At 42.9% G+C, this 21,238-nt stretch carries 19 protein-coding genes; 15 read left to right on the forward strand and 4 right to left on the reverse strand.

Features of this window, described 5'->3' with window-relative positions:
* Window positions 1-218 precede the first annotated feature (218 nt).
* From Q7A53_RS16105 to trxB, 5 genes are all read left to right on the forward strand, one after another.
* On the forward strand, window positions 219-728 hold the full coding sequence (locus tag Q7A53_RS16105; protein ID WP_411790206.1) for a pyridoxamine 5'-phosphate oxidase family protein: 510 nt from the start codon (window positions 219-221) through the stop codon (window positions 726-728).
* A 335-nt stretch (window positions 729-1,063) separates the two neighbouring features.
* On the forward strand, window positions 1,064-1,408 hold the full coding sequence (locus Q7A53_RS16110; RefSeq protein WP_411790207.1) for an ArsR/SmtB family transcription factor: 345 nt from the start codon (window positions 1,064-1,066) through the stop codon (window positions 1,406-1,408).
* Window positions 1,409-1,421: 13 nt separating this feature from the next.
* The gene (locus tag Q7A53_RS16115; protein ID WP_411790208.1) at window positions 1,422-2,720 is read left to right on the forward strand and encodes an arsenic transporter; all 1,299 of its coding nucleotides are present in this window, start codon (window positions 1,422-1,424) and stop codon (window positions 2,718-2,720) included.
* 24 nt (window positions 2,721-2,744) lie between these two features.
* Entirely contained in the window at window positions 2,745-3,167 is a 423-nt protein-coding gene (gene arsC, locus Q7A53_RS16120) for an arsenate reductase (thioredoxin) (RefSeq protein ID WP_411790209.1), read from the forward strand.
* A gap of 222 nt (window positions 3,168-3,389) precedes the next feature.
* Complete coding sequence (gene trxB / locus Q7A53_RS16125) at window positions 3,390-4,337, forward strand: thioredoxin-disulfide reductase (RefSeq protein WP_411790210.1); 948 nt, start codon at window positions 3,390-3,392, stop codon at window positions 4,335-4,337.
* A 155-nt stretch (window positions 4,338-4,492) separates the two neighbouring features.
* Here the strand turns inward: trxB and Q7A53_RS16130 are convergent, their stop codons facing one another.
* On the reverse strand, window positions 4,493-5,383 hold the full coding sequence (locus Q7A53_RS16130; protein ID WP_411790211.1) for a glycine betaine ABC transporter substrate-binding protein: 891 nt from the start codon (window positions 5,381-5,383) through the stop codon (window positions 4,493-4,495).
* A gap of 186 nt (window positions 5,384-5,569) precedes the next feature.
* Complete coding sequence (cudC, locus tag Q7A53_RS16135; RefSeq protein ID WP_411790212.1) at window positions 5,570-6,121, reverse strand: choline uptake/conversion transcriptional regulator CudC; 552 nt, start codon at window positions 6,119-6,121, stop codon at window positions 5,570-5,572.
* A 277-nt stretch (window positions 6,122-6,398) separates the two neighbouring features.
* Between cudC and betB the strand changes: the two genes are divergently transcribed.
* Entirely contained in the window at window positions 6,399-7,871 is a 1,473-nt protein-coding gene (gene betB, locus Q7A53_RS16140; RefSeq protein WP_411790213.1) for a betaine-aldehyde dehydrogenase, read from the forward strand.
* 135 nt (window positions 7,872-8,006) lie between these two features.
* A complete protein-coding gene (betA, locus tag Q7A53_RS16145) occupies window positions 8,007-9,689 on the forward strand; it encodes a choline dehydrogenase (RefSeq protein WP_411790214.1) in 1,683 nt (560 codons plus the stop codon).
* A gap of 178 nt (window positions 9,690-9,867) precedes the next feature.
* On the opposite strand, the gene Q7A53_RS16150 is transcribed toward betA, so the two are convergent.
* Window positions 9,868-10,911 (reverse strand): LacI family DNA-binding transcriptional regulator, encoded by a 1,044-nt coding sequence (locus Q7A53_RS16150; RefSeq protein WP_411790215.1) that lies wholly within the window; start codon window positions 10,909-10,911, stop codon window positions 9,868-9,870.
* A gap of 263 nt (window positions 10,912-11,174) precedes the next feature.
* Between Q7A53_RS16150 and Q7A53_RS16155 the strand changes: the two genes are divergently transcribed.
* The 8 genes from Q7A53_RS16155 (at window position 11,175) to Q7A53_RS16190 (ending at window position 19,741) form a co-directional block, all read left to right on the forward strand.
* Window positions 11,175-12,242 carry a BtaManbiosPhlase gene (locus Q7A53_RS16155; protein ID WP_411790216.1) on the forward strand — a complete coding sequence of 356 codons (1,068 nt, stop codon included), beginning with the start codon at window positions 11,175-11,177 and terminating at the stop codon, window positions 12,240-12,242.
* A gap of 14 nt (window positions 12,243-12,256) precedes the next feature.
* The gene (locus Q7A53_RS16160) at window positions 12,257-13,189 is read left to right on the forward strand and encodes a DUF1861 family protein (protein WP_411790217.1); all 933 of its coding nucleotides are present in this window, start codon (window positions 12,257-12,259) and stop codon (window positions 13,187-13,189) included.
* Window positions 13,186-14,499, forward strand: a complete 1,314-nt coding sequence (locus Q7A53_RS16165) for an ABC transporter substrate-binding protein (RefSeq protein ID WP_411790218.1) — start codon at window positions 13,186-13,188, stop codon at window positions 14,497-14,499. The genes Q7A53_RS16160 and Q7A53_RS16165 overlap by 4 nt, the downstream gene beginning before the upstream one ends.
* A 1-nt stretch (window position 14,500) precedes the next feature.
* Window positions 14,501-15,376: a carbohydrate ABC transporter permease gene (locus Q7A53_RS16170; protein WP_411790219.1), complete on the forward strand. Its 876-nt coding sequence runs from the start codon at window positions 14,501-14,503 to the stop codon at window positions 15,374-15,376.
* Window positions 15,366-16,193 carry a carbohydrate ABC transporter permease gene (locus tag Q7A53_RS16175; protein WP_411790220.1) on the forward strand — a complete coding sequence of 276 codons (828 nt, stop codon included), beginning with the start codon at window positions 15,366-15,368 and terminating at the stop codon, window positions 16,191-16,193. The genes Q7A53_RS16170 and Q7A53_RS16175 overlap by 11 nt, the downstream gene beginning before the upstream one ends.
* Before the next feature lie 465 nt (window positions 16,194-16,658).
* On the forward strand, window positions 16,659-17,084 hold the full coding sequence (locus Q7A53_RS16180) for a DUF1641 domain-containing protein (RefSeq protein WP_411790221.1): 426 nt from the start codon (window positions 16,659-16,661) through the stop codon (window positions 17,082-17,084).
* A 24-nt stretch (window positions 17,085-17,108) separates the two neighbouring features.
* Complete coding sequence (locus tag Q7A53_RS16185; protein ID WP_411790222.1) at window positions 17,109-18,290, forward strand: NAD(P)/FAD-dependent oxidoreductase; 1,182 nt, start codon at window positions 17,109-17,111, stop codon at window positions 18,288-18,290.
* A gap of 371 nt (window positions 18,291-18,661) precedes the next feature.
* Entirely contained in the window at window positions 18,662-19,741 is a 1,080-nt protein-coding gene (locus Q7A53_RS16190) for a Gfo/Idh/MocA family protein (protein ID WP_411790223.1), read from the forward strand.
* A gap of 124 nt (window positions 19,742-19,865) precedes the next feature.
* Here the strand turns inward: Q7A53_RS16190 and Q7A53_RS16195 are convergent, their stop codons facing one another.
* On the reverse strand, window positions 19,866-21,233 hold the full coding sequence (locus Q7A53_RS16195; protein ID WP_411790224.1) for a PTS ascorbate transporter subunit IIC: 1,368 nt from the start codon (window positions 21,231-21,233) through the stop codon (window positions 19,866-19,868).
* Between the last annotated feature and the right edge of the window lie 5 nt (window positions 21,234-21,238).

Below are 21,238 nucleotides of genomic sequence, written 5' to 3' on the forward strand. Positions count from 1 at the left end.
CCCCTCTAACTAGTAAATGGACGGAGGAGATTCTATTTTTTATTATATGAAGGTACATAGAAATAGGAAGAAGGGTCTCTTTTACGGTCCGTGGCTGGGATAAGTGTAATCGAACCTTTCTACGGGAAAAGGGGGAAGAAGATGTGATAGACAGCAGACTGCTTCATTTTCCTCTTCAGGAAAGTAAAAGCTGCTAAGATCATAAGGAGGTAAAGGATATGTCTGAACAAACTAACGAGAAAACCATTAAGAATATTAAAGACTTAATTAAAGATGAAAAGGTAGCCATGCTGACCACCGTTTCTCCCGAAGGTAAGCTAATGTCACGGCCGATGCACACCCAGGAAGTACAAATGGATAAAGAAGAGATCTGGTTTATTACAGAGAAAGATACAGAGAAATATAAGGACATCAACCTTAATCCTGCCGTTAACTTAGCTTATGCAGGCGGATCCTATGTTTCGATCAGCGGTACGGCAGAATTTGTCCAAGATGAGCAGAAGAAGAAAGAGTACATGAGTAAGATTGTTGAAAAAGTGCTGAACACTTCTGCTGAGGATCCGAATGTTGTCTTGGTTAAAGTGAAACCCGAAATCGCTGAATACTGGGAATCCGGATTAAGCGTCAAGACCGTTAAGGAATTTGCGAAAAAAGTGGCAAGCAGTCATTCAATTGAAGACGGCAATGATTTAAAAGATACGGTTCGCTTTGAGGAAGACAAACGATAATTTTATTTAGGTATATTTTGATAAAAAGCTGAAGGATCGAACCGCCATGTAAATCGGTGGTGCACGAGTGACTATCCTCTCCATCATAACTAGTAATCAAGAGGTCAATCCTAAAAAATATGGATTGGCTTCTTTTTTGTTTTCAAGTCGTGTACATAGATCAGATTTCTAGCTAAGCTAGGCGTTTAGGCGTTTATAATTCCATTCTCGCCAAAATAACTTCCCTTTGTATAATCAAAGGGAAAGAAAATGAACGGTCTTCCGTAATTCAAAGTGGATCATTTTTATTGCTAATATAAGCATATACTTATATACTAATAATCGAGGTGATTCTTATGAAGGAAACCATCATTGAGTTAGAAGGTACAGCCAAAACATTAAAGCTGCTAGGAGACAAAACCCGGTTAACCATTATGGGGCTCATCAAAGATAGTGAATGCTGTGTTTGTGAATTTGTAGAAGTGTTACAAATGAGCCAGCCTTCGATCAGTCAGCATTTGAGAAAACTACGGGATGCAGGGCTGGTTAAAGAACAGAGGAGAGGGCAGTGGATCTTCTACTCCATAAACGCCCAACATGAAACGTACCCAGTTATTCAGAAGATTTTAGAACAAATACCGGATCAAAAAGAGAAATTAACCGCATTGGAGGACGCCGGTTTACGAATCCAATGCGACTAGTAGGGGGATTCCTTTGAATTTGGCCATTATAGCAATTATTATTTTTTTACTTACCTTAGTGCTTGTCATTTGGCAGCCTAGAAACCTCGGTATAGGCTGGTCAGCCTGTACGGGAGCTATCTTAGCTTTACTCTTTGGCGTCGTGGACTTTCATGATGTAGCTGCGGTGACCGATATTGTCTGGAATGCGACACTCGCTTTTGTGGCAATTATCATTATTTCTTTAATACTGGATGAGATAGGTTTCTTTGAGTGGGCCGCTCTTCATATGGCCCGTGCAGCTAAAGGTGATGGCAGACGCATGTTTATTTACGTTACTTTATTGGGTGCAGTGGTTGCTGCCTTGTTTGCAAACGATGGAGCCGCACTAATCTTGACACCGATTGTATTAGCGATGGTAAGGAATTTGAACTTTAAGCAAGCTATGATTCTTCCGTTTATTATGGCTAGTGGATTTATCGCGGATACTACGTCCTTGCCGCTGGTCATTAGTAACTTGGTGAATATTGTTTCTGCAGACTTCTTTCATATTGGATTTGTTGAATATGCTTCGCGAATGATTATCCCGGACTTATTTTCCTTAGCTGCAAGTGTTCTTGTGTTATTTATATTTTTCAGGAAGAGTATTCCTGGACGGTATGATCTTTCACAGCTGAAAAAGCCGAGCGAAGCTATCAAAGATCACAAAATGTTCCGCCTGTCCTGGGGTGTCCTGGCTGTGCTGTTAGTTGGATACTTTGCCAGTGAGCCTCTAGGCATTCCCGTTTCTTTTATCGTTGGAATTGCAGCAATTTTCTTCTTAATCATGGCACGAAGAAGTGCTGCTGTGAAAACGGGAGAAGTGGTGAAGGGGGCACCCTGGGCGATCGTATTCTTCTCTTTAGGGATGTATGTGGTGGTATATGGACTGCGAAATGTCGGATTAACGGATGTTCTCGCTAATATTATCCAAGCTACGGCGGATCAGGGACTGTTTATCGGCACCGTGTCTATGGGATTTATTGCTGCTATTCTTTCTTCGATCATGAATAACATGCCAACTGTTATGATTGATGCGCTTGCTATCTCTGGTACCGATGCGACAGGGACGATGAAAGACGCCTTGATTTATGCTAATGTGATCGGATCTGATCTTGGACCGAAAATTACACCGATTGGATCTTTAGCTACCTTATTATGGCTTCATGTCCTTTCCGCTAAAGGAGTAAAAATTCCGTGGGGCTACTATTTTAAAATTGGAGTAATACTAACCGTTCCCACACTATTTATTACATTAGCCGGTCTCTATGTTTGGCTGTTGATTCTATCATGACCTTAACAAAAGGAGAAATGTATCATGTCTAACAAACCCGTTATTTATTTTCTTTGCACAGGAAACTCTTGCCGTAGTCAAATGGCAGAAGGTTTTGGAAAGAAATATCTTGGAGAAGAGTTTGATGTTCGTTCAGCTGGTATTGAATCACACGGACTGAACCCTAACGCTGTTAAAGCGATGAAGGAAGTGGATATTGATATCAGTGATCAGACTTCTGATATTATTGATGCAGATATTTTAAGCAACTCAGCCTTTGCCATTACTCTCTGCGGGGATGCGAAGGATAAATGTCCGATCACTCCTCCACACGTTACCCGCTTCCACTGGGGATTCGACGATCCAGCTAAGGCAGAAGGTAACGAAGAAGAGAAATGGGAGGTCTTTCAGCGTGTTCGCGACCAAATAGCTGATCGTATCCAGCAATTTGCTGAAGAGAAGCACTAAATCTACGAATGAAGGCAAGGATTACTAAATGTTTAACCGGTGTTTCCGAGGTCTATACTTTAATAGAGGATCATAAGGGAACTGTGGGACTTGACCAGTAGACTTAATCGGAGAATGGTAAAGGTATTTCCACATAAGATAATGCTATTATTCAACGGACCAATGAAAAAAGAGTAAGTTAGGAAATAGATGAAGATGAAACATTTATTGGAGGGTATGACCATGGAAAAAGTAGTGATTTTAGGAACAGGACCTGCAGGATTAACAGCAGCGATCTATTTAGCAAGAGCGAACATGGAACCTTTAGTTATTGAAGGGCCGGAGCCAGGCGGGCAGCTTACCTTAACCACAGAAGTAGAGAACTTTCCCGGATTTTCAGATGGCATTATGGGGCCGGAGCTTATGGATAATATGAGGAAACAAGCAGAGAGATTCGGAGCGACGTTCAAGAGGGGATGGGTAACCGATGCCGCAGTTGACGAACGCCCCTTTACGTTATCAATCGATGGAATCGGAGAGGTAACGACGCAGTCTCTGATCATTTCCACCGGAGCATCAGCCAAGCTGCTTGAAATCCCGGGAGAAAAAGAAAACATCGGAAAAGGCGTAAGTACGTGTGCAACCTGTGATGGATTCTTCTTTAGAGATAAGAAAGTCATCATCGTTGGCGGAGGAGATTCTGCTATGGAAGAAGCGAACTTCCTGACAAAGTTTGCAAGTGAGGTTCAGATTGTTCATCGCCGGAACGAATTACGTGCCTCTAAGATTATGCAGGACCGTGCCAAAAACAATGAGAAAATTACTTGGGCGCTCAATCAGACGCCTGTAGAAATGGTATCGGACGGTATGAAGATCGCTGGATTAAAAGTAAAAGATAACGACACGGGGAAAGAAGAAATTCTGGATACCGATGGAATTTTTGTAGCGATCGGACACAATCCTAACACCGAATTTCTTAAAGGTAAGCTGAATATGGATGAAAAAGGCTACCTTCTCGTGGAGCCTGGGACAACAAATACTAATATTCAGGGAGTATTTGCCTGTGGGGATGTTCAAGATCAAAAGTACCGTCAAGCGATTACAGCTGCGGGCACAGGGTGTATGGCGGCCATGGATGCGGAGAAATATATTGAAGGAGAAACGATCATGGACTGGAGTCAAAGTCTTTAAATAAAGCTGCAAACAGTTGAAATCCGTGAAGATGCAGCTGAAGATTATATAAATTGTATAGCCTCAGGAATACATTCTTAGTATCTATTCCATAAACAAAAGAAGCTGGTCTCTGCCATAATGGGAGACCAGCTTCTTTATATTTTCTAGGCGTGTTATTTTACCCATTCATCAATCAAATCTTGATTTTCATCTACCCACTGTTTAGCGCCTTCAAGAGGTTCTTCGCTGTTTTCTACTTTGTCAATCAGCGAGCCGATTTGTTTATCATTCATTTTCCAGTTCTTAAACCATTGGCTTACTTCTGGATAATCGTCTGCAAATCCTTGTCTTGTCGCATGGTGAATCTTTTCAACACCACCGAATGTTTTCTTCGGATCATCGAGGAATTTTAGGTCATATTTGGAGAATACCCAGTGAGGACTCCAAAGCGGGGCAACGATAGGTTCTTTGTCGTCAATGGCTTTGCCAATCTCAGCTAACATTGCAGGTTCAGAGCTTGATTGCAGTTCGTAATCAAGGTCATAGTCTTTAATTAGTTTCTCTGTCACTTCCATCGTTCCGGCGCCAGGGTCAAACCCGACAATTTTGCCATCGAACATATCTTTATGGGCGTTTAAGTCTTTAACGCTGTTAATGTCATCTAAATAGGCAGGAACAACAAGCCCTACTTTTGCATGGTCATACCAAGTAGCGTCGGAGAAATTAACCGTATCTTTATATTTCTTCAGATAGTTAGCATCCTGAACGGGCAGCCAGATTTCTAAACTAGCATCCAGATCGCCATTTTCTAATGCTTTCATGGTAGATCCCATGTTCAAATTCTTTAACTTCACGTCATAGCCTTTATCTTTTAAAATGACCTTCCACATGTTAGTTATGGCAATATTTTCAGCCCAGTTAATTTGGCCCATCGTTATTTCTTTACTCTTTTCCTCTGAGTCTGATCCTGATTGATCCTCGCCGCTCGTGCTTCCGCATGCTGTGAGTACAGCTGCCATAAGTATAGCTAAAAATAACATAAATCCTGTTTTCCGCTTATTCATGTTCAAAACTCCTTTCATGAAGGTATTTATTATTTAAAATACATCTTTAAAGTTTAATGTATTAAAAATTTATTTAACAAAAAAGCAAAACGAAGCCTGCTTATTTTTTAAAAAAAGAGGGAATAGTCAGAGGACCAGGCAGTCAATAGCCGCTTGCCATTAAACTGCCTGATAGCTTTCTGTACCTTAATCTCGTCGATCTTTAGGCAGGAATTCAAATATCTTACCGCTTCTTATACTTGCAACTAGATCATCGAGCCAGCGGTAGTAGGTTTTAGATTCTTCTAATTGATCATAGTATTTCTTGGCTTCTGCTACGATGTCTGGAGTACTGTCAGGATCTTTGATAATCTCTATGAAATCTTCTTGTGACTCCTCGATCGCTTCGAAATTCATTTTCACTTCTCGTTCCCACATCTGACAGTAAAAGGCCATGAAGGAGCGGAAGAAATTCTTCTCCGCTACATACGTATGCTTCCGGGAACCGCGGGTGAATGTTTTTTTCACCATATCTATTTCCTGGAGCCTGCGGACGCTGGTACTCATACTTGGTTTGCTCATTTCGAGCTCTGTACGCATTTCATCGAGTGTCATCTGATCCTCAAAGTACATGGTCGCATATAAGTTGGCAGCGGCGGGGGTGACCCCATATAAATCCATTGTTTCTGCAATGGCACCAATGACTTTATCTTTAGCTTCTTCCATTTTAATTCTGGAACTTTCATTAGATTCACTCATAAGGTCGCTCCTTCAATATAAAGTAAACCGTGTTAAATAATTATCGAATCTTCTTTATAAACTTAATGTTATCTTGTTGAGATGAAATGTCAAATGAACGGGGTGGTTTTTCCTATTTAAAACGGTTATTCTCTTTCTCATTCTAACCATCTACCTTTATTTTAATGATTTCTTTATCATCTGTCACTTATTTTGACAGCCTAAAAAAGACATGTTAGTGTTTTAGTTATTAAATAAATTTTTAACAAACTTAATTTAAAAAATTGGAGTGATAGATTTGAATCTAAAACTACAACAATACATTAACGGAGAATGGACGAACGCAAACTCAGGAAACACGCGTACGATTATTAATCCATTTAATCAGGAAGTCATTGCCGAGGTCCCAGAAGGTGATGAATCAGACGCCAAAGCAGCCATCGCTGCCGCAAGAGAAGCCTTTGATCTTGGCGAATGGTCGTCAACCCCAGCAACAGAGCGAGGGGCATTCGTGAGGAAAATTGCTGAATTTATTGAAAGAGATAAGGAAGAGCTTGCTCATTTAGAATCACTGGATACAGGCAAAACAGTAGAAGAAAGCCGTGGAGACATGGAGGATATCGCTGGAGTGTTCCGCTATTTCTCAGAGCTTGCTGATAAGGATGGCGGAGAGCTGATCGATTCTCCTATTCCAAATTCCAGCAGTAAAGTAGTCTACGAACCTGTGGGGGTTTGCGGACAAATCACTCCTTGGAATTATCCTTTACTACAAGCGTCCTGGAAACTGGCTCCGGCGATTGCGACAGGAAACACTTTAATTATGAAGCCGAGTGAAATTACTCCGCTTACGACGATCAAAGTATTTGAACTGATCGAAGAAGCTGGCGTACCTGCGGGTGTAGCGAATCTGGTTCTTGGTACAGGCGCTGCCATCGGTTCAGAGCTGTCTAGCAGTACAGATGTTGATCTTATTTCCTTCACAGGCGGCATTGATACCGGTAAGAAAATTATGCAGGCGGCGAGTTCCAATGTGAAGAATCTTGCCCTAGAGCTTGGCGGGAAAAATCCGAATGTTATCTTTGCTGACGCAGATTTCGAAGTAGCCGTTGATCAGGCGTTAAACGGTGTTTTCTTCCACGCAGGACAGATCTGTTCCGCTGGTACAAGACTCATCGTCGAAGAAAGCATCCACGATGAGTTCGTTCAAGCCCTTGTAGAACGAGTGAAGAACTTTAAATTAGGAAGCGGATTTGATGAAGATACGCAAATGGGACCGCTTATTTCAGCGGAACACCTTGCGAAAGTAGAAAATTATGTAGAAGCAGGGGTTAAAGAGGGAGCAACACTTGCCGTTGGTGGTAAGCGCCCTGAAGATCCTGAATTACAAAATGGCTTTTTCTACTTGCCTACCATTTTCACAGACTGCACGACTGACATGAGTGTTGTGCAGGAGGAAGGATTTGGTCCTGTCATTACGATTGAGAAATTCCAAGCAGAAGACGAAGCCGTTAAGCTTGCGAATGACTCCATCTACGGTCTTGCCGGCGGTGTTTTCACAAACGATATTGCGAAAGCAGAACGCTGTGCAGCGAAAATGCGTATGGGTACGGTTTGGATCAATGAATTCAATCTTTACTTCCCGCATGCTCCGTGGGGCGGATACAAGCAGTCAGGTATTGGCCGCGAACTTGGCCGATTAGGCATGGAAGAATATACAGAAACCAAGCATATCTTCCGTAACCATAAACCTGAAACTATGAACTGGTTCTAAGTTCATTCTCTATAGATTAATTGCAGACTAAGTAATGAATTAAAAAGATAAATAGATTTGATAAAGGAAGCAGGGGTTTGGAGCACAGGTCTGAACCCTTTCCTTCCGAATTCACCATGCAAGGAGGAACAAATTATGACTGAATCATTTGACATTGTTATCGTTGGCGGCGGCAGTGCGGGTTCTGTACTCGGCGACCGCTTAAGTGAAGACGGAAAAAAAAGTGTACTTGTTTTAGAAGCGGGGCGCAGTGATTATTCTTGGGACTTATTGATCCAGATGCCGGCAGCTCTGCCGTATCCTGCAGGAAAAAGCCTTTACGATTGGAAATATGAATCAGATCCTGAACCTTATATGAATGGACGACGTATCAAGCATGCCCGCGGAAAGGTACTAGGCGGTTCTAGTTCCATCAACGGTATGATTTATCAACGAGGTAACCCGATGGACTATGAACGGTGGGGAGCCGATACTGGAATGGAAACGTGGAATTTCGCCCATTGCCTACCTTATTTCAAACGATTGGAAAACGCGTTAGCATCCCCGGATGATGATCTTCGCGGTCACGACGGTCCTATTAAGTTAGAACGTGGACCTGCTAAAAATCCTTTATTCCAAGCTTTCTTTAACTCAGGAGTAGAAGCTGGCTATTCAAGAACCCCTGATGTGAACGGGTTTCGCCAGGAAGGATTCGGACCGTTCGATAAGCATGTGTACAAAGGGCAGCGGTTGTCTGCTTCCCGCGCTTATCTGCATCCAGCTATGAAGCGTGAGAATCTAACCGTTAGAACGCGAGCTTTTGTTAAGAGCATTGACTTCGACGGTACGAAAGCAAAGGGGTTGACCTATCAGCGCAACGGAAAGACTCACCAAGTTCAAGCAGGTGAAGTCGTTCTTTCAGGTGGTGCGATTAACACGCCGCAGCTGTTGCAATTGTCAGGTGTAGGTGAAGCTGAACACCTTAAATCTCTTGGAATTCAACCGGTAGTGAACCTTCCAGGTGTGGGAGAAAATCTCCAGGATCACCTCGAAGTTTACATCCAGCATGCTTGTCCGCTTCCTGTTTCTGAACAGCCGAATTTAAATAAAGCCCGCATGCCTTGGATCGGATTGCAATGGATGTTCGGACGCACAGGGCCGGCAGCGACGAATCATTTCGAAGGCGGCGGTTTCGTCCGTTCGAATGAAGATGTCGATTACCCGAATCTCATGTATCATTTCCTTCCAGTTGCTGTTCGATATGATGGCCAAAAGGCACCTACGGATCACGGATTCCAAGTTCATGTCGGACCTATGTACTCAGATGCCCGCGGGTCCTTAAAGATTCGTTCCAAAGACCCGAAAGAGCATCCAAGCATGGTTTACAACTATCTTTCTACGGAACAGGACAAACGTGAATGGGTGGAAGCAGTAAGAGTCACTCGAAGGATTATGGCACAGCCATCTATGAAACCTTACAATGCTGCGGAACTCTCACCTGGTCCTAACGTTCAAACCGACGAGGAAATCCTGGAGTGGGTAAAAGAAGATGCGGAAACCGCGCTTCACCCGTCTTGTACAGCGAAAATGGGACCAGCTTCAGACCCAATGGCTGTAGTAGATCCAGAAACGATGAAGGTTCACGGACTCGACAATGTGCGAGTGGTCGATGCCTCTGCTATGCCTTACGTTACGAACGGGAACATCCACGCACCTGTCTTGATGCTTGCCGAAAAAGCAGCGGACCTCATCCTTGGACGCAAACCATTGGATCCAATTGACGCTGACTTCTATCGTCATGGCGTACATCCAGCCGATGCAGGTACTGTAACTAAATAATAAACTCAGAGAGAAGGACTCTTTCTAAATGTATTCGCTAGTGAGCGTACGTTTATAAAAGAGTACCTTCTCTTTTTTATAGAAGTAGTTTACATATCAAAAACCCGCACAATTGATTTACAATCGTGCGGGTTTTTGGTTTAGCAAGTAATGAGGGGGGATTTATCAGCTGGTTTTTCTATGAATTCTGCTTTAATTTATTCTTTTTCCGTACCTTGGTCGTCGATTCTCTCTCAATCAAAGTCGTCGGCAGCAAAACTTCCTGATGAGGTTCATCACGATTGTCCATCCGCCAGAACAGCTTTTCAACCGCATTTTGTCCGAAGGCTTTGAAATCGATGTCCATCGTCGTAATCGAAGGTGTAGACAGCTGAGACAGCTGGCCATTATCAAAGCTGCAGACAGAAGCATCATCAGGGACTTTAAATCCGAGTGACTGTAAGCCGGAAGTCACAAGGTAGCCTAACCCATCATTTACACAAACCCAGGCGGTCGGGTTTTCTTCAAGTTGGTTAATGAAGTAATTAATGACTGGCGCTTCTTCCAGGGCATCTTTCAATTGAAAGTTTTCCTTTGGTTTTATTCCGAATTCTCTGTGGGCAAGGTGATAGCCTTCCCAGCGCTCTTGATAGCTTGGCGAGAAGTCAATGTTCCCTACAAATGCGATGTCTCTGTGACCCAGTTCCAGCAAGTGCTTGGTAACTGTATAGGCGCCGAAACGGTTATTAGTAAGGATGGCATCTGCTTTAATCTCCGGGTGGTGGTGATCGATCAATACGGTCGGAATACCTGTAGCTAAAATCTTATTTATATAGTCATTACTAATATGAGATAAGATTAAGATGCCATCGACTTGTCGTTTTTCAATAAAAGGTGGGAGAATGAGCTGATCTCTTGAGTGGTTATTGATGGATTGGATCAGCAGGTTCTTATTTCGCTTATTAACTTCTTCTTCTACACTTAAGTAAATTTCTCCGAAAAAGCTTTTCATGGAAAAGGCGAATTCAGAAGCAATTAAAGCAATATTGCCTGTGATTTTCTCTTCCTCTTTCGTGTTACCATTGCCTGGATTATAGTGATAGCCAATGTCTTTTGCAGTTTTCAGCACGAGCTGCCGCGTCTCATCACTCACCCCCGGTTTCCCAGACAGAGCTTGAGAGACAGAATTCTTGGATATATTCAGTCGATCTGCAATGTCTTGCATTGTGACTCTTTTTCTCATATATAAGTCAACCTTTCTATAAACAGTCATCCGAACATTATTTTGTAACGTTACTTAATAATATACTTAAAACTTCCAATTAATTCAATGATAATGAAGAACTTTGCTAAGACAGAAAATGTTATTGACATGACAAATAGTAATAGTATAATCGTTTGTAAGGTTAATTATAACATTACTTAACAGAATAATAATGTTTGTCATGTTTTTTATTTAATAATTCATGTAAGGGTTTTCAATGAAGAATGGGGGATCAGAATGACATGATTGTGCATCGTCTAGAGAAGAATCCAATTTTAAAGCCGGAAGATATTGCTGCTTACCATGATGATCATGAAGTAATCGGAGTATTCAATGCAGGTGTGGCGGAGTTAAATGGGGAAACATTGCTTCTTTTAAGAGTAGCAGAGCGTCCCGTCCAAAACAATCCTGATGAAGTAAAAACTACAGTGGTTGATTTTTCATATGGAGAGCCGCAGGTAAAGGTGCTGTCTCTGAAAAAAGATGACGAAGGTTATGACTTTTCGGATCCGCGCACTATCCTTTTCAATGAAACACAACGAAGAACAGCTTTCTTAACTTCCTTATCTTATATCCGAATTGCCAGAAGCTCAGATGGAAAATCGTTCACCGTTGATGATGCACCGTTTATTTATCCAGAAATAGCTGCTGAATCGTGGGGCGTTGAAGATCCGCGGGTGACCCAAATTGAAGATACATATTATATCCAATACAGCGCGATATCTGATAAAGGGGTTGCGGTTGGTCTCGTTTCTACAAAGGATTTTGTAAGTTATGAACGGTTAGGACTGATTTTTCCCCCGGAAAATAAGGATGTTGCTATTTTCCCGGAGAAGATGAATGGCAAGTATTACGCTCTTCACCGCCCTGTTCCTAAGGGGATTGGACAGCCGGAGATTTGGCTGGCAGAGTCGGACAACCTTCTATACTGGGGAAATCATCAACATTTGTTAGGTCTAAGTGAAGACGGCTGGGATAATGGCCGGATTGGCGGTGGAGCCGTCCCGTTTAAAACTAGCCAAGGATGGCTTGAGATTTATCATGCGGCAGATAGAGACGATCGCTATTGCTTGGGAGCGGTGCTGCTTGATTTAGAGGATCCTTCCAAAGTTCTTGCTAAAACGAAAGAACCTATATTGGCCCCGGAAGCGGATTACGAGACTAATGGATTCTTTGGTGATGTTGTGTTCACTTGTGGTGTCACGTTACAGAATCAGAGCTTGCGCATTTATTATGGTGTATCGGATACATCAATGGCTGTTTGTGAGGTAGCATTGGATGACATATTATCTCGACTAACGGATGTGTAAGGGAGGGAAGAGTGATGACGTTAACTGTCAAACAACTGCTGAATCAATTTCGACAACAATCCACGCCCAATAAGGGAGAAAAGCTCCATTTTACCGGTGTAGGAGACCGTGATGTCTACAACATTACCGCTCCATTTACCGATAGAAATGAAAAAGTAATCGCAGGCAGAGTAGAACCAAGGAAATCCGAGTACTCTGAGGTCATGTTTTTCTCAAAAGAGGGAGAGGAGTGGAAACCAAGAAAAGCTGCCCCCACGTTTGAGCTTCAAGATCCTTTTATAGTCACCATCCATGAGCAACTCGTATTTGGCGGTGTAGAAGTCGCTCCAGATCCTGCAAAGGAAGGGGCGCTCCAATGGAAAACGGTGTTTTACAAAGGGGCGAACATCTCTGAACTGCAGCGCTTTGCAGAAGGACCAAAAGGAATGAAGGACATTCGTTTAGTCGAACTGCCTGACCACCGAATTGGCATTTGCACCCGTCCTCAAGGAGAAAAAGGGGGACGAGGAAAGATTGGTTATACCGAAATTGAAACGCTTGATCAACTGACCGCTCAAGTTATCGAGGATGCACCATTGCTAAAGGAGCATTTCGTAAAGGAAGAGTGGGGCGGGGCGAATGAGCTTTATCTCTTCGATGGTGGGAAGATTGGAATACTTGGCCATATCGCCCGGTTTGATGGAGCAGGGAACCGCCACTATTATCCAATGACCTGTTTATTGAACCGCAAGGAGATGAAGCTGGAAGAGATGAAGATCATTGCCGTTCGAGACGACTTTCCTGGAGGGGAAGCGAAACGTGAAGATTTAACTGATGTATTATTTAGCGGAGGTCTCGTTCAGGTGGGTCATGGAGAAGTGGAGTTGTATGTTGGGGTCAGTGATGCAGAAGCCCATAAGATCAGAATTCCGGATCCATTTCAAATTAAGGGAGGAGAACACGTATGAAAAAGTTTCGTAATTATCGTTTTATAATTCTACTGTTTGTCGTAGCTCTTATCGCCTCAGGTTGTTCATCTGATAGTTCAAGCGGGGAAGGAGATGGAAAGGTTGAGTTTGACTTCTGGGCAGCCCCTAACCCTTCGCAGCAAGTATTCTGGGAAGACATGGCAAAACAATATATGAAAGAAAACGAAGATGTGAAAATCAAAGTTTCACCAATGCCGGAAAGTCCATCTTCTGAAGCGGGTATTCAATCCGCGATTGCTGCTGGTAATGCCCCTGCCATATCTGAAAACATTTCCCGGGGATTTGCTGCTCAGCTTGCTGGAAGCAGTGCCGTAGTGCCGTTAGACGAATTTGATGGTTATGACGAACTGCTAAAAGACCGCAAAATGGAAGAAACCATCTCTACTTGGAAGTTTGCGGATGATCATCAATACGTGCTCCCTATCTATTCGAACGCTATGCTGTTTGGCTGGAGAACGGATATCCTCAAGGAGCTTGGGGTTGATTCACCTCCTAAAACATACGACGAAGTATTAGAAGTTGGAAAAAAACTGAAAGAAAAATATCCGGACAAGTTCTTATGGTCCCGTGCCGATTTAGTGAAGCCTACATGGTGGGCACGTTGGTTTGACTTCTTCATGCTTTATAATGGAGCATCTAAAGGAAATAACTTTGTCGAAGGAAATGACCTTGTGGCCGACCAGGAAGCAGGCGTTGCTACCTTACAATTCTTGAAGGACTTGAGCGATAATGACTTGCTGTTAACTCGTGAATCTACGGACCCATTTGAAACGGGCCAATCCATTATGGTAGATATCGGACCATGGACGTTCTCTGCCTGGGCAGAGAAATACCCAGAAATGAAGCTTGGCGAAACCTATGATCTTACGATGCCTCCGGTTCCGGAAGGTGTAGATAGTGAAAAGGAGAAAACTTTTGCTGATACCAAAGGACTCTCCATCTATGCTTCGGCAACCAAAGAACAACAGCAAGCTGCTTTTGACTTTGTGAAGTGGGTTTATTCTGATCCTGAGCATGATTTAGATTGGTTCAAACAGACGAACCTTCCTCCTGCACGTGATGATTTATCATCGAATGAAACGTTTACCAGTTTCTTAAAGGAACATCCAGAGCTTCAGAAATATGCCGAAAACATTCCGAACGCTGTTCCGCCGATTGATAATGAGAAGACGGTAGAAGTCCAGGAATTGATTGGTAAAGAAGCGGTGAACCCTGTCGTCAAAGGTGAGAAATCTCCTGATCAAGCATGGAGCGATATGACCGACGCCATCAAAAAGGTGTTGAAGTAAAATGGAAAGAAGTAATGCGAGGTTAGGCTGGCTATTTGCCAGCCCTTACCTCATTTATTCCCTTATCTTTTTTCTGTTCCCTTTATTATGGGCGACGTATTTGGCGTTTACCAATTGGAATTTAATCGCGCCTGATTACGAATTTGTCGGCGTCCAGAACTTCATTCAAGCTTTTTTCAGTGAAAGTGTGCGAGCAGCTTTCTTTGTTACATACAAGTTCCTGATCATGTTCGTACCGATCGTGGTTGGTGGAGCGCTATTGCTCGCCGTCATCATTCATTCTCTGCCAAAATTTAAAGGTCTTTTTTCGGTAGCCTTCTTCCTGCCTTATTTAGCATCAGGTGTGGCTTCGGCGATTGTGGTGAATGGAGTTTTATCTTACAATAGTCCGCTTAACATTTGGCTCCGGCATTCATTTGGTCTAGACATTGATTGGCTTGGTTCTTCGATTTTAGCACCATTAATTATTGCTTTAATGATGGCTTGGAAATTTGCGGGCTATTATGCGCTGCTGTTTGTCGCTGGTCTTGAAAGCATCCCGAAAGACGTCTACGAAGCAGCAGAGATTGATGGAGCACTTGGCTGGAAACGGTTCTGGCACGTCACGCTTCCAATGTTATATCCGTCTTTTTATACGGTCACTATTTTGGCGGTAGGTTTAATGTTCGGGATATTCACCGAACCTTACGTACTGACTGGCGGCGGTCCGGATCTTGCTACGCATACGTGGCAGCTTGAAATTTACAGTCAGGCGTTTGAGCGCTTAAATGCTGGATACGGTACAGCAATCGCAGTCATTAACTCGTTCGTAACCTTCGGGTCGATATTAGTATTTAGAAAAATTCTTGAGAAATGGGGGGCTAAACATGGCTGGTAATCGCAAAAAAGTGACGATGTTATATATTTTAGCTTTCACCGTCATGATCGTAATGATCGCCCCTTATATTTACATGGTGCTTGGATCGTTCGCGGTCTGGGATCAAGTGGATCGGAAAATTATTCCGACGGAGTTTACGCTGCGGTCCTATGAGTGGTTGTTCACAGGAGGAGAAGGCGTCGAAGCCCGGCCATGGCTGAGAGCTTTCTTTAACAGTATCTTCGTGACGACTGCTTCCTCTTTTCTTATGTTATCGACAGCGATTCTCGTTGGCTTTTCGCTGGCAAAGCTGAAGTTTAGAGGGAATCGTTTAATCAACAATATCATCTTGTTTCAAATGTTCTATCCTGCGGTCATCCTATTAATTCCGCTCTTTTTGATTATCCGTTACTTTGGGCTGTACGACACGTACTGGGCAATGATATTGCCTAAAGCGGTAAACCTGTGGGCGATCTTTATGTATACCAACTACTTCAGAGGTCTGCCGGATGAATTGATTGAAGCCGCCAAGATGGACGGGGCAAGTCAATTTAAAATTGTGTGGAAAATCGTCCTGCCGATGTCAAAGTCTATCACTACGATCGTCTTCCTGTTTGTGTTCATGGAACGCTGGGTGGAACTCTTATGGGACATGTTGGTCGTGAATAGTGAAAACATGCTGACACTAAATGTGCTGCTTGCCCAGATGTTTGGACCTTACGGCGGCTATCCTGGACCAATGTATGCTGGTTCCGTCCTGTTAACGTTACCGATCCTCATACTCTTTATTATCTTTAGTAAGAACTTTAAAGACGGTATGCAATTTGTCTTGAAATGAATGGAACGGTTCAACTCGTTAGAACGATACCCTGAATCAAGGACACTTATAAAAAAGTTCCTTCATTCAGGGTTTTATCGTTACAACATTTTCAAACGATCCATTATAATCGAACTAACCAATATTTCAGCAGGGTATTGGGTGATGAAAGTAACAGTTTTCAAAGAAAACATCTGCACTCCAATATATGGAAGGAACTCATCTGAACTTTTGCTAAATGGTGATGCTGAGTCTATTTACAGCCTAATTTAGATTTGATAAAAAACTTCTAATGTGTTGTATTTCACAAAGTTATATTATAAGCTAATATAGTCGGTTAATCGTATAGAAGTATCATAGATAAGAAGAATTTTATTTTGCAGAAAACTCGATCGCCTTGCGAATCAGAGGAAACTTCTTTGTTAATCGGTCCAATTGTTTTTAAAGAATTTATTATAAAAAAACTAAGAAAAAGGAGAAGTGAATATGTCAGAATCAGTGTCAACAGAACAAGAAAAAGTAGTCACACAAGATGAGCGGGAATTACTGGATCAGCTCCTGGATCCTGAGGTTCAAGATTCGCTGACTGCCTTAGTAAAAGAGCTTCCGAAATTGACAGAGCTAGTTAATATCCTTTCCAGCTCTTATGATACTGTCCAATCCTTAGCAGGAGATGAAGTATTAAAGAAAGACACATCAGAATTCTTATCTGAAATTGCCGGTCCAGTGAAAACGACTGTTAAAGGTTTCGCTGCGAATGCAATTGAAGCTAAAGACCAGGCAGAAAAAAGCAATGAAGTAGTGGGCATCTTTGGATTGCTGAAAATGCTGAAAGATCCGCAGGCGCAAAAGGTTTTCCGCTTCGTGAATGCCTACTTAAAAGTCTCTGAAGAAAATAAAACTTCTAAATAATAGAATAAGAATGGAGGAACAATCATGTCAAAACACATCGTCATCTTGGGAGCTGGTTATGGCGGACTTCTATCTGCATTAAGTGTGCGTGAATACTTGGATGCATCTGAAGCTACTGTCACATTAGTGAATAAATATCCAACACACCAAATTATTACTGAGCTGCATCGCTTAGCGGCAGGTAATATTACTGAAAAGGCAGCTGCCTTACCATTAGAAAAACTATTAAAGGGCAATAACATTGACTTGAAAGTTGAAACCGTTAATTCTTTTTCTGTTGACCAGAAAGAAGTGAAACTTTCTAACGGAACTACGTTAAGCTATGATGCTCTTGTTGTAGCATTAGGAAGCAAGACGGCATACTTTGGAATTCCTGGTCTGGAAGAGAACAGTATGGTACTTAAATCTGCTGAAGATGCTAAGCGTATCCGCAATCACGTTGAAGACCGCATTCGCAATTATGCAGCAACAAAAGATCAAGCGGATGCCGTTATCTTAATCGGCGGTGGCGGATTAACGGGTGTTGAATTAGTAGGTGAGCTTGCTGACGAAGTTCCTGGGCTGGCAAGAACTTATGGTGTTAATCCTGATGAGATTCAATTGAAGCTTGTAGAAGCTATGCCGAAAGTGCTGCCTATGCTGTCTGATGAATTAATTCAACGGGCAATGGAAAGCTTAGAGGCGCGAGGAGTAGAGTTTCTAACTAATCTGCCTGTTACAAATGTAGAAGGTAATGTTGTTGAATTGAAAGATGGACAGAAGATCGAAACCAATACATTTGTATGGACCGGCGGCGTCCAAGGGAATCCTCTTGTAGGGGAATCAGGTATTGAAGTGAATCGCGGTCGTGCATCTGTAAACAACTATCTGCAATCCGTTTCTCATGAAGATGTATTTGTAGCTGGAGACAGTGCTGTTTACTTCAAACCAGGAGACGAGCGCCCGCAGCCTCCAACTGCACAAATTGCTTGGCAGATGGGAGACCTAATTGGCTATAACTTGTTTGCTTACTTGAAAGATAAAGATCTGAGAGAGTTTAATCCAGTTAACTCTGGTACTCTTGCAAGTTTAGGCCGTAAAGATGCGGTTGCTTCCGTTGGGGGTAATGGCACGTCTATGAAAGGCATGCCGGCATCCTTAATGAAAGAAGCTAGTAACGTCCGCTACTTGTCTCATATTAAAGGTTTGTTCGCTCTAGCCTATTAATTACAAAGTAAATTACAGCTTATGCCTCACTCTGTGTTTTTCATCGGAACAGGGTAGAAGGCATGGAATCCTGTCAGAAATAGTTTCTGGCAGGATTTTTTTCGTCTTAGAAATAATCCTATGCTTTAGTTGTGGGTGGGAAATTTGTCACATCCTGTTGTTGATTTTACAAGAATAAAGGAAATAACCGACTAAAAGGAGAAGAGAAATAGAAGGGCTGGAAATCATGAATAAGGACCAGGTCTTGTATTGGAAGGGGATTTCTTAAAGATTAACCAATAGGTGATCAGTGAGCAATCAACATCAATCCCAATAGCTGTATGATAACCAGCCTCAAAATTTTTTTCGAGTGCGCTTAGGAGGAAAAGGACATGACGAAGTTAAAGCTAGCGATTATTGGTTGCGGCGGAATTGCAAATGGCAAACAAATGCCCAGCCTTTCTAAACTTGAAGATATTGAGATGGTTGCTTTTTGCGATCTGGTAGAAGAACGGGCCCAAAAAGCAGCGGCAGAATACGGAACAAAAACGGCAGAGGTTTACACCAATTTTCAGGAGCTGCTGGAGAAAGAAAACTTAGATGTGGTTCATGTATGCACTCCTAATAAAAGCCATGCAGAAATATCTATTGCCGCACTTGAAGCTGGCTGCCACGTTATGTGTGAAAAGCCGATGGCGAAAACAGCTCGTGAAGCAAAAGAAATGGTTGAAGTGGCCAAACGGACAGGCAAAAAGCTTACGATTGGGTACAACAATCGTTTTCGTGAGGATTCTTTGTATATGAAGGACGTTTGTGAGAGTGGCGAACTAGGAGAGATTTACTTTGCCAAAGCCCATGCTATCCGCCGCCGTGCGGTGCCTACTTGGGGTGTATTCTTGAACGAAGAAGAGCAGGGAGGCGGTCCATTAATTGATATCGGCACCCATGCGCTCGATTTGACCCTTTGGATGATGGATAACTATAAAGTGAAAAGTGTGGTAGGAAATGTATACCACAAGTTGTCGGACCAGGAAAGTAAAGCAAACGCTTTTGGAGCCTGGGACGCTAAAGAATTTAACGTTGAAGATTCTGCCTTTGGCATGATTACCATGAAGGACGGTGCGACGGTAATTCTGGAATCAAGCTGGGCACTTAATACGCTGGATGTTGGGGAAGCTCAAACAACACTTTGCGGGACGAACGGCGGAGCTGACATGAAGGATGGATTGCGCATTAACGGAGAGAAACACGGCAAGCTTCACACCAGTAAACCGGCTTTGGGAGCGGACGGAGTTGCTTTCTTTGATGGAGAGGTCGAAAGTGATGCCGATCTCGAGGCAAGGCTTTGGATTGAAAGTTTGGTGAATGATACAGAACCAGTTGTGAAGCCGGAACAGGCGTTAGTGGTCAGTGAGATTCTTGAAGCAATCTATGAATCTGCCAAAACTGGGAAAGCAGTTTATTTTGATTAATACCTTCATTGGCTATTAGGAGATGTGCCGTATCTTAATCTAATGGCCAGTCATACTGTGATTTTTTTCAAAGAGAAAACACTCGATGTCTGTAAAAAGGCACCGAGTGTTTTTATGGGATGAATTAAGCTGCATCTGTTTCATTCTTGTTTTCATTCGCTCTGGCTCTTGTAGCTAGGAAGAATACAAGGGCTAGGAGAATCAGAATGCCAGCGAAAACGGTAATGTTTGATTCTACTACTTTGATTAGGTTACCTAGTACGATTCCGACTACACCGAAATCTGCATCTCCGAAGGTTGTCCCCTGGAACCCTAGTGAACCCAATACTGGTAATAAGAGAGCGGGCAGGAAGCTGATCATCACGCCGTTCGCCATCGATCCAAAGATCGCTCCTCTTCGACCGCCGGTTGCGTTACCGAATACTCCGGCAGCAGCCCCGGTAAAAAAGTGAGGGACTAGCCCAGGAACGATTACTTTCAACCCTAAGGCAGGTAATAGCAGCATACTTGCAAGTCCTGCGATAAAGCTGAATAAGAAACCAATGATCACTGCGTTTCCTGCGAAAGGGAAAATAGCAGGACAATCAAGAGCAGGTTTTGCGTTAGGGACAATCTTATCGGCAATCCCTTTAAAGGCAGGAACAATTTCACCTAGAAGCATGCGCACACCTGCTAAGATGATATACACACCAGCCGCAAAGGTAAGACCTTGCATAAAGGCGAAGACCAGAAAGTTCTGTCCATCGCTTAATTGCCCTTCGATAAAGGTTGGACCGGCAGCTGCGGCAACGACAAAGAACAAGATGACCATAGTTAAGGCTACGGAAACCGAGGTATCTCTTAGGAAGCCCAGTGATTTGGGAACTTTAATTTCTTCTGTTGATTTAGATCCTTTACCGACTGCTTTACCAACCATCGATGAGGCTAAATAGCCGATGGAGCCGAAGTGACCGATGGCAAAATCATCGGAACCGGTGACTTTGCGGGTGAAAGGCTGGAGCATCGCTGGAGAGAGGACCATCAATGATCCAAGAATGATCGCCCCAAGAATGATCATGGAGACTCCAGAAAATCCTCCGGTTGTTAAGATAACAGCGATTAAGCAGGCCATGAACATGGTATGGTGTCCGGTTAGGAAGATGTATTTAAAAGGACTGAATCGGGCAAGCAGAATATTGACAATCATACCAAACAGCATGATCATCGCTGTCTCTGTTCCAAAACTTTCCTGGGCAAGAGCAACGATCGCTTCGTTGTTAGGAATGACACCGTCCACAGTAAAAGCTTCGTTAAACATGCTGCTGAACTGTCCAAGAGATTGGACGAGTACATTGGCTCCTGCTCCAAGGATCACGAATCCCATCACTGTTTTAAGTGTTCCGGAGACAACGTCTCCGGAATTTTTGCGTTGCACAAGGAGTCCGACTAAGGCGAATAAACCGACTAAAATGGCAGGTGTACCTAAGATATCCTTCATTATTATATCAATCATGTGGA

Origin of the sequence: Halobacillus rhizosphaerae, from assembly GCF_046719735.1 — a bacterium.
GTDB lineage: Bacteria > Bacillota > Bacilli > Bacillales > Halobacillaceae > Halobacillus_B > Halobacillus_B rhizosphaerae.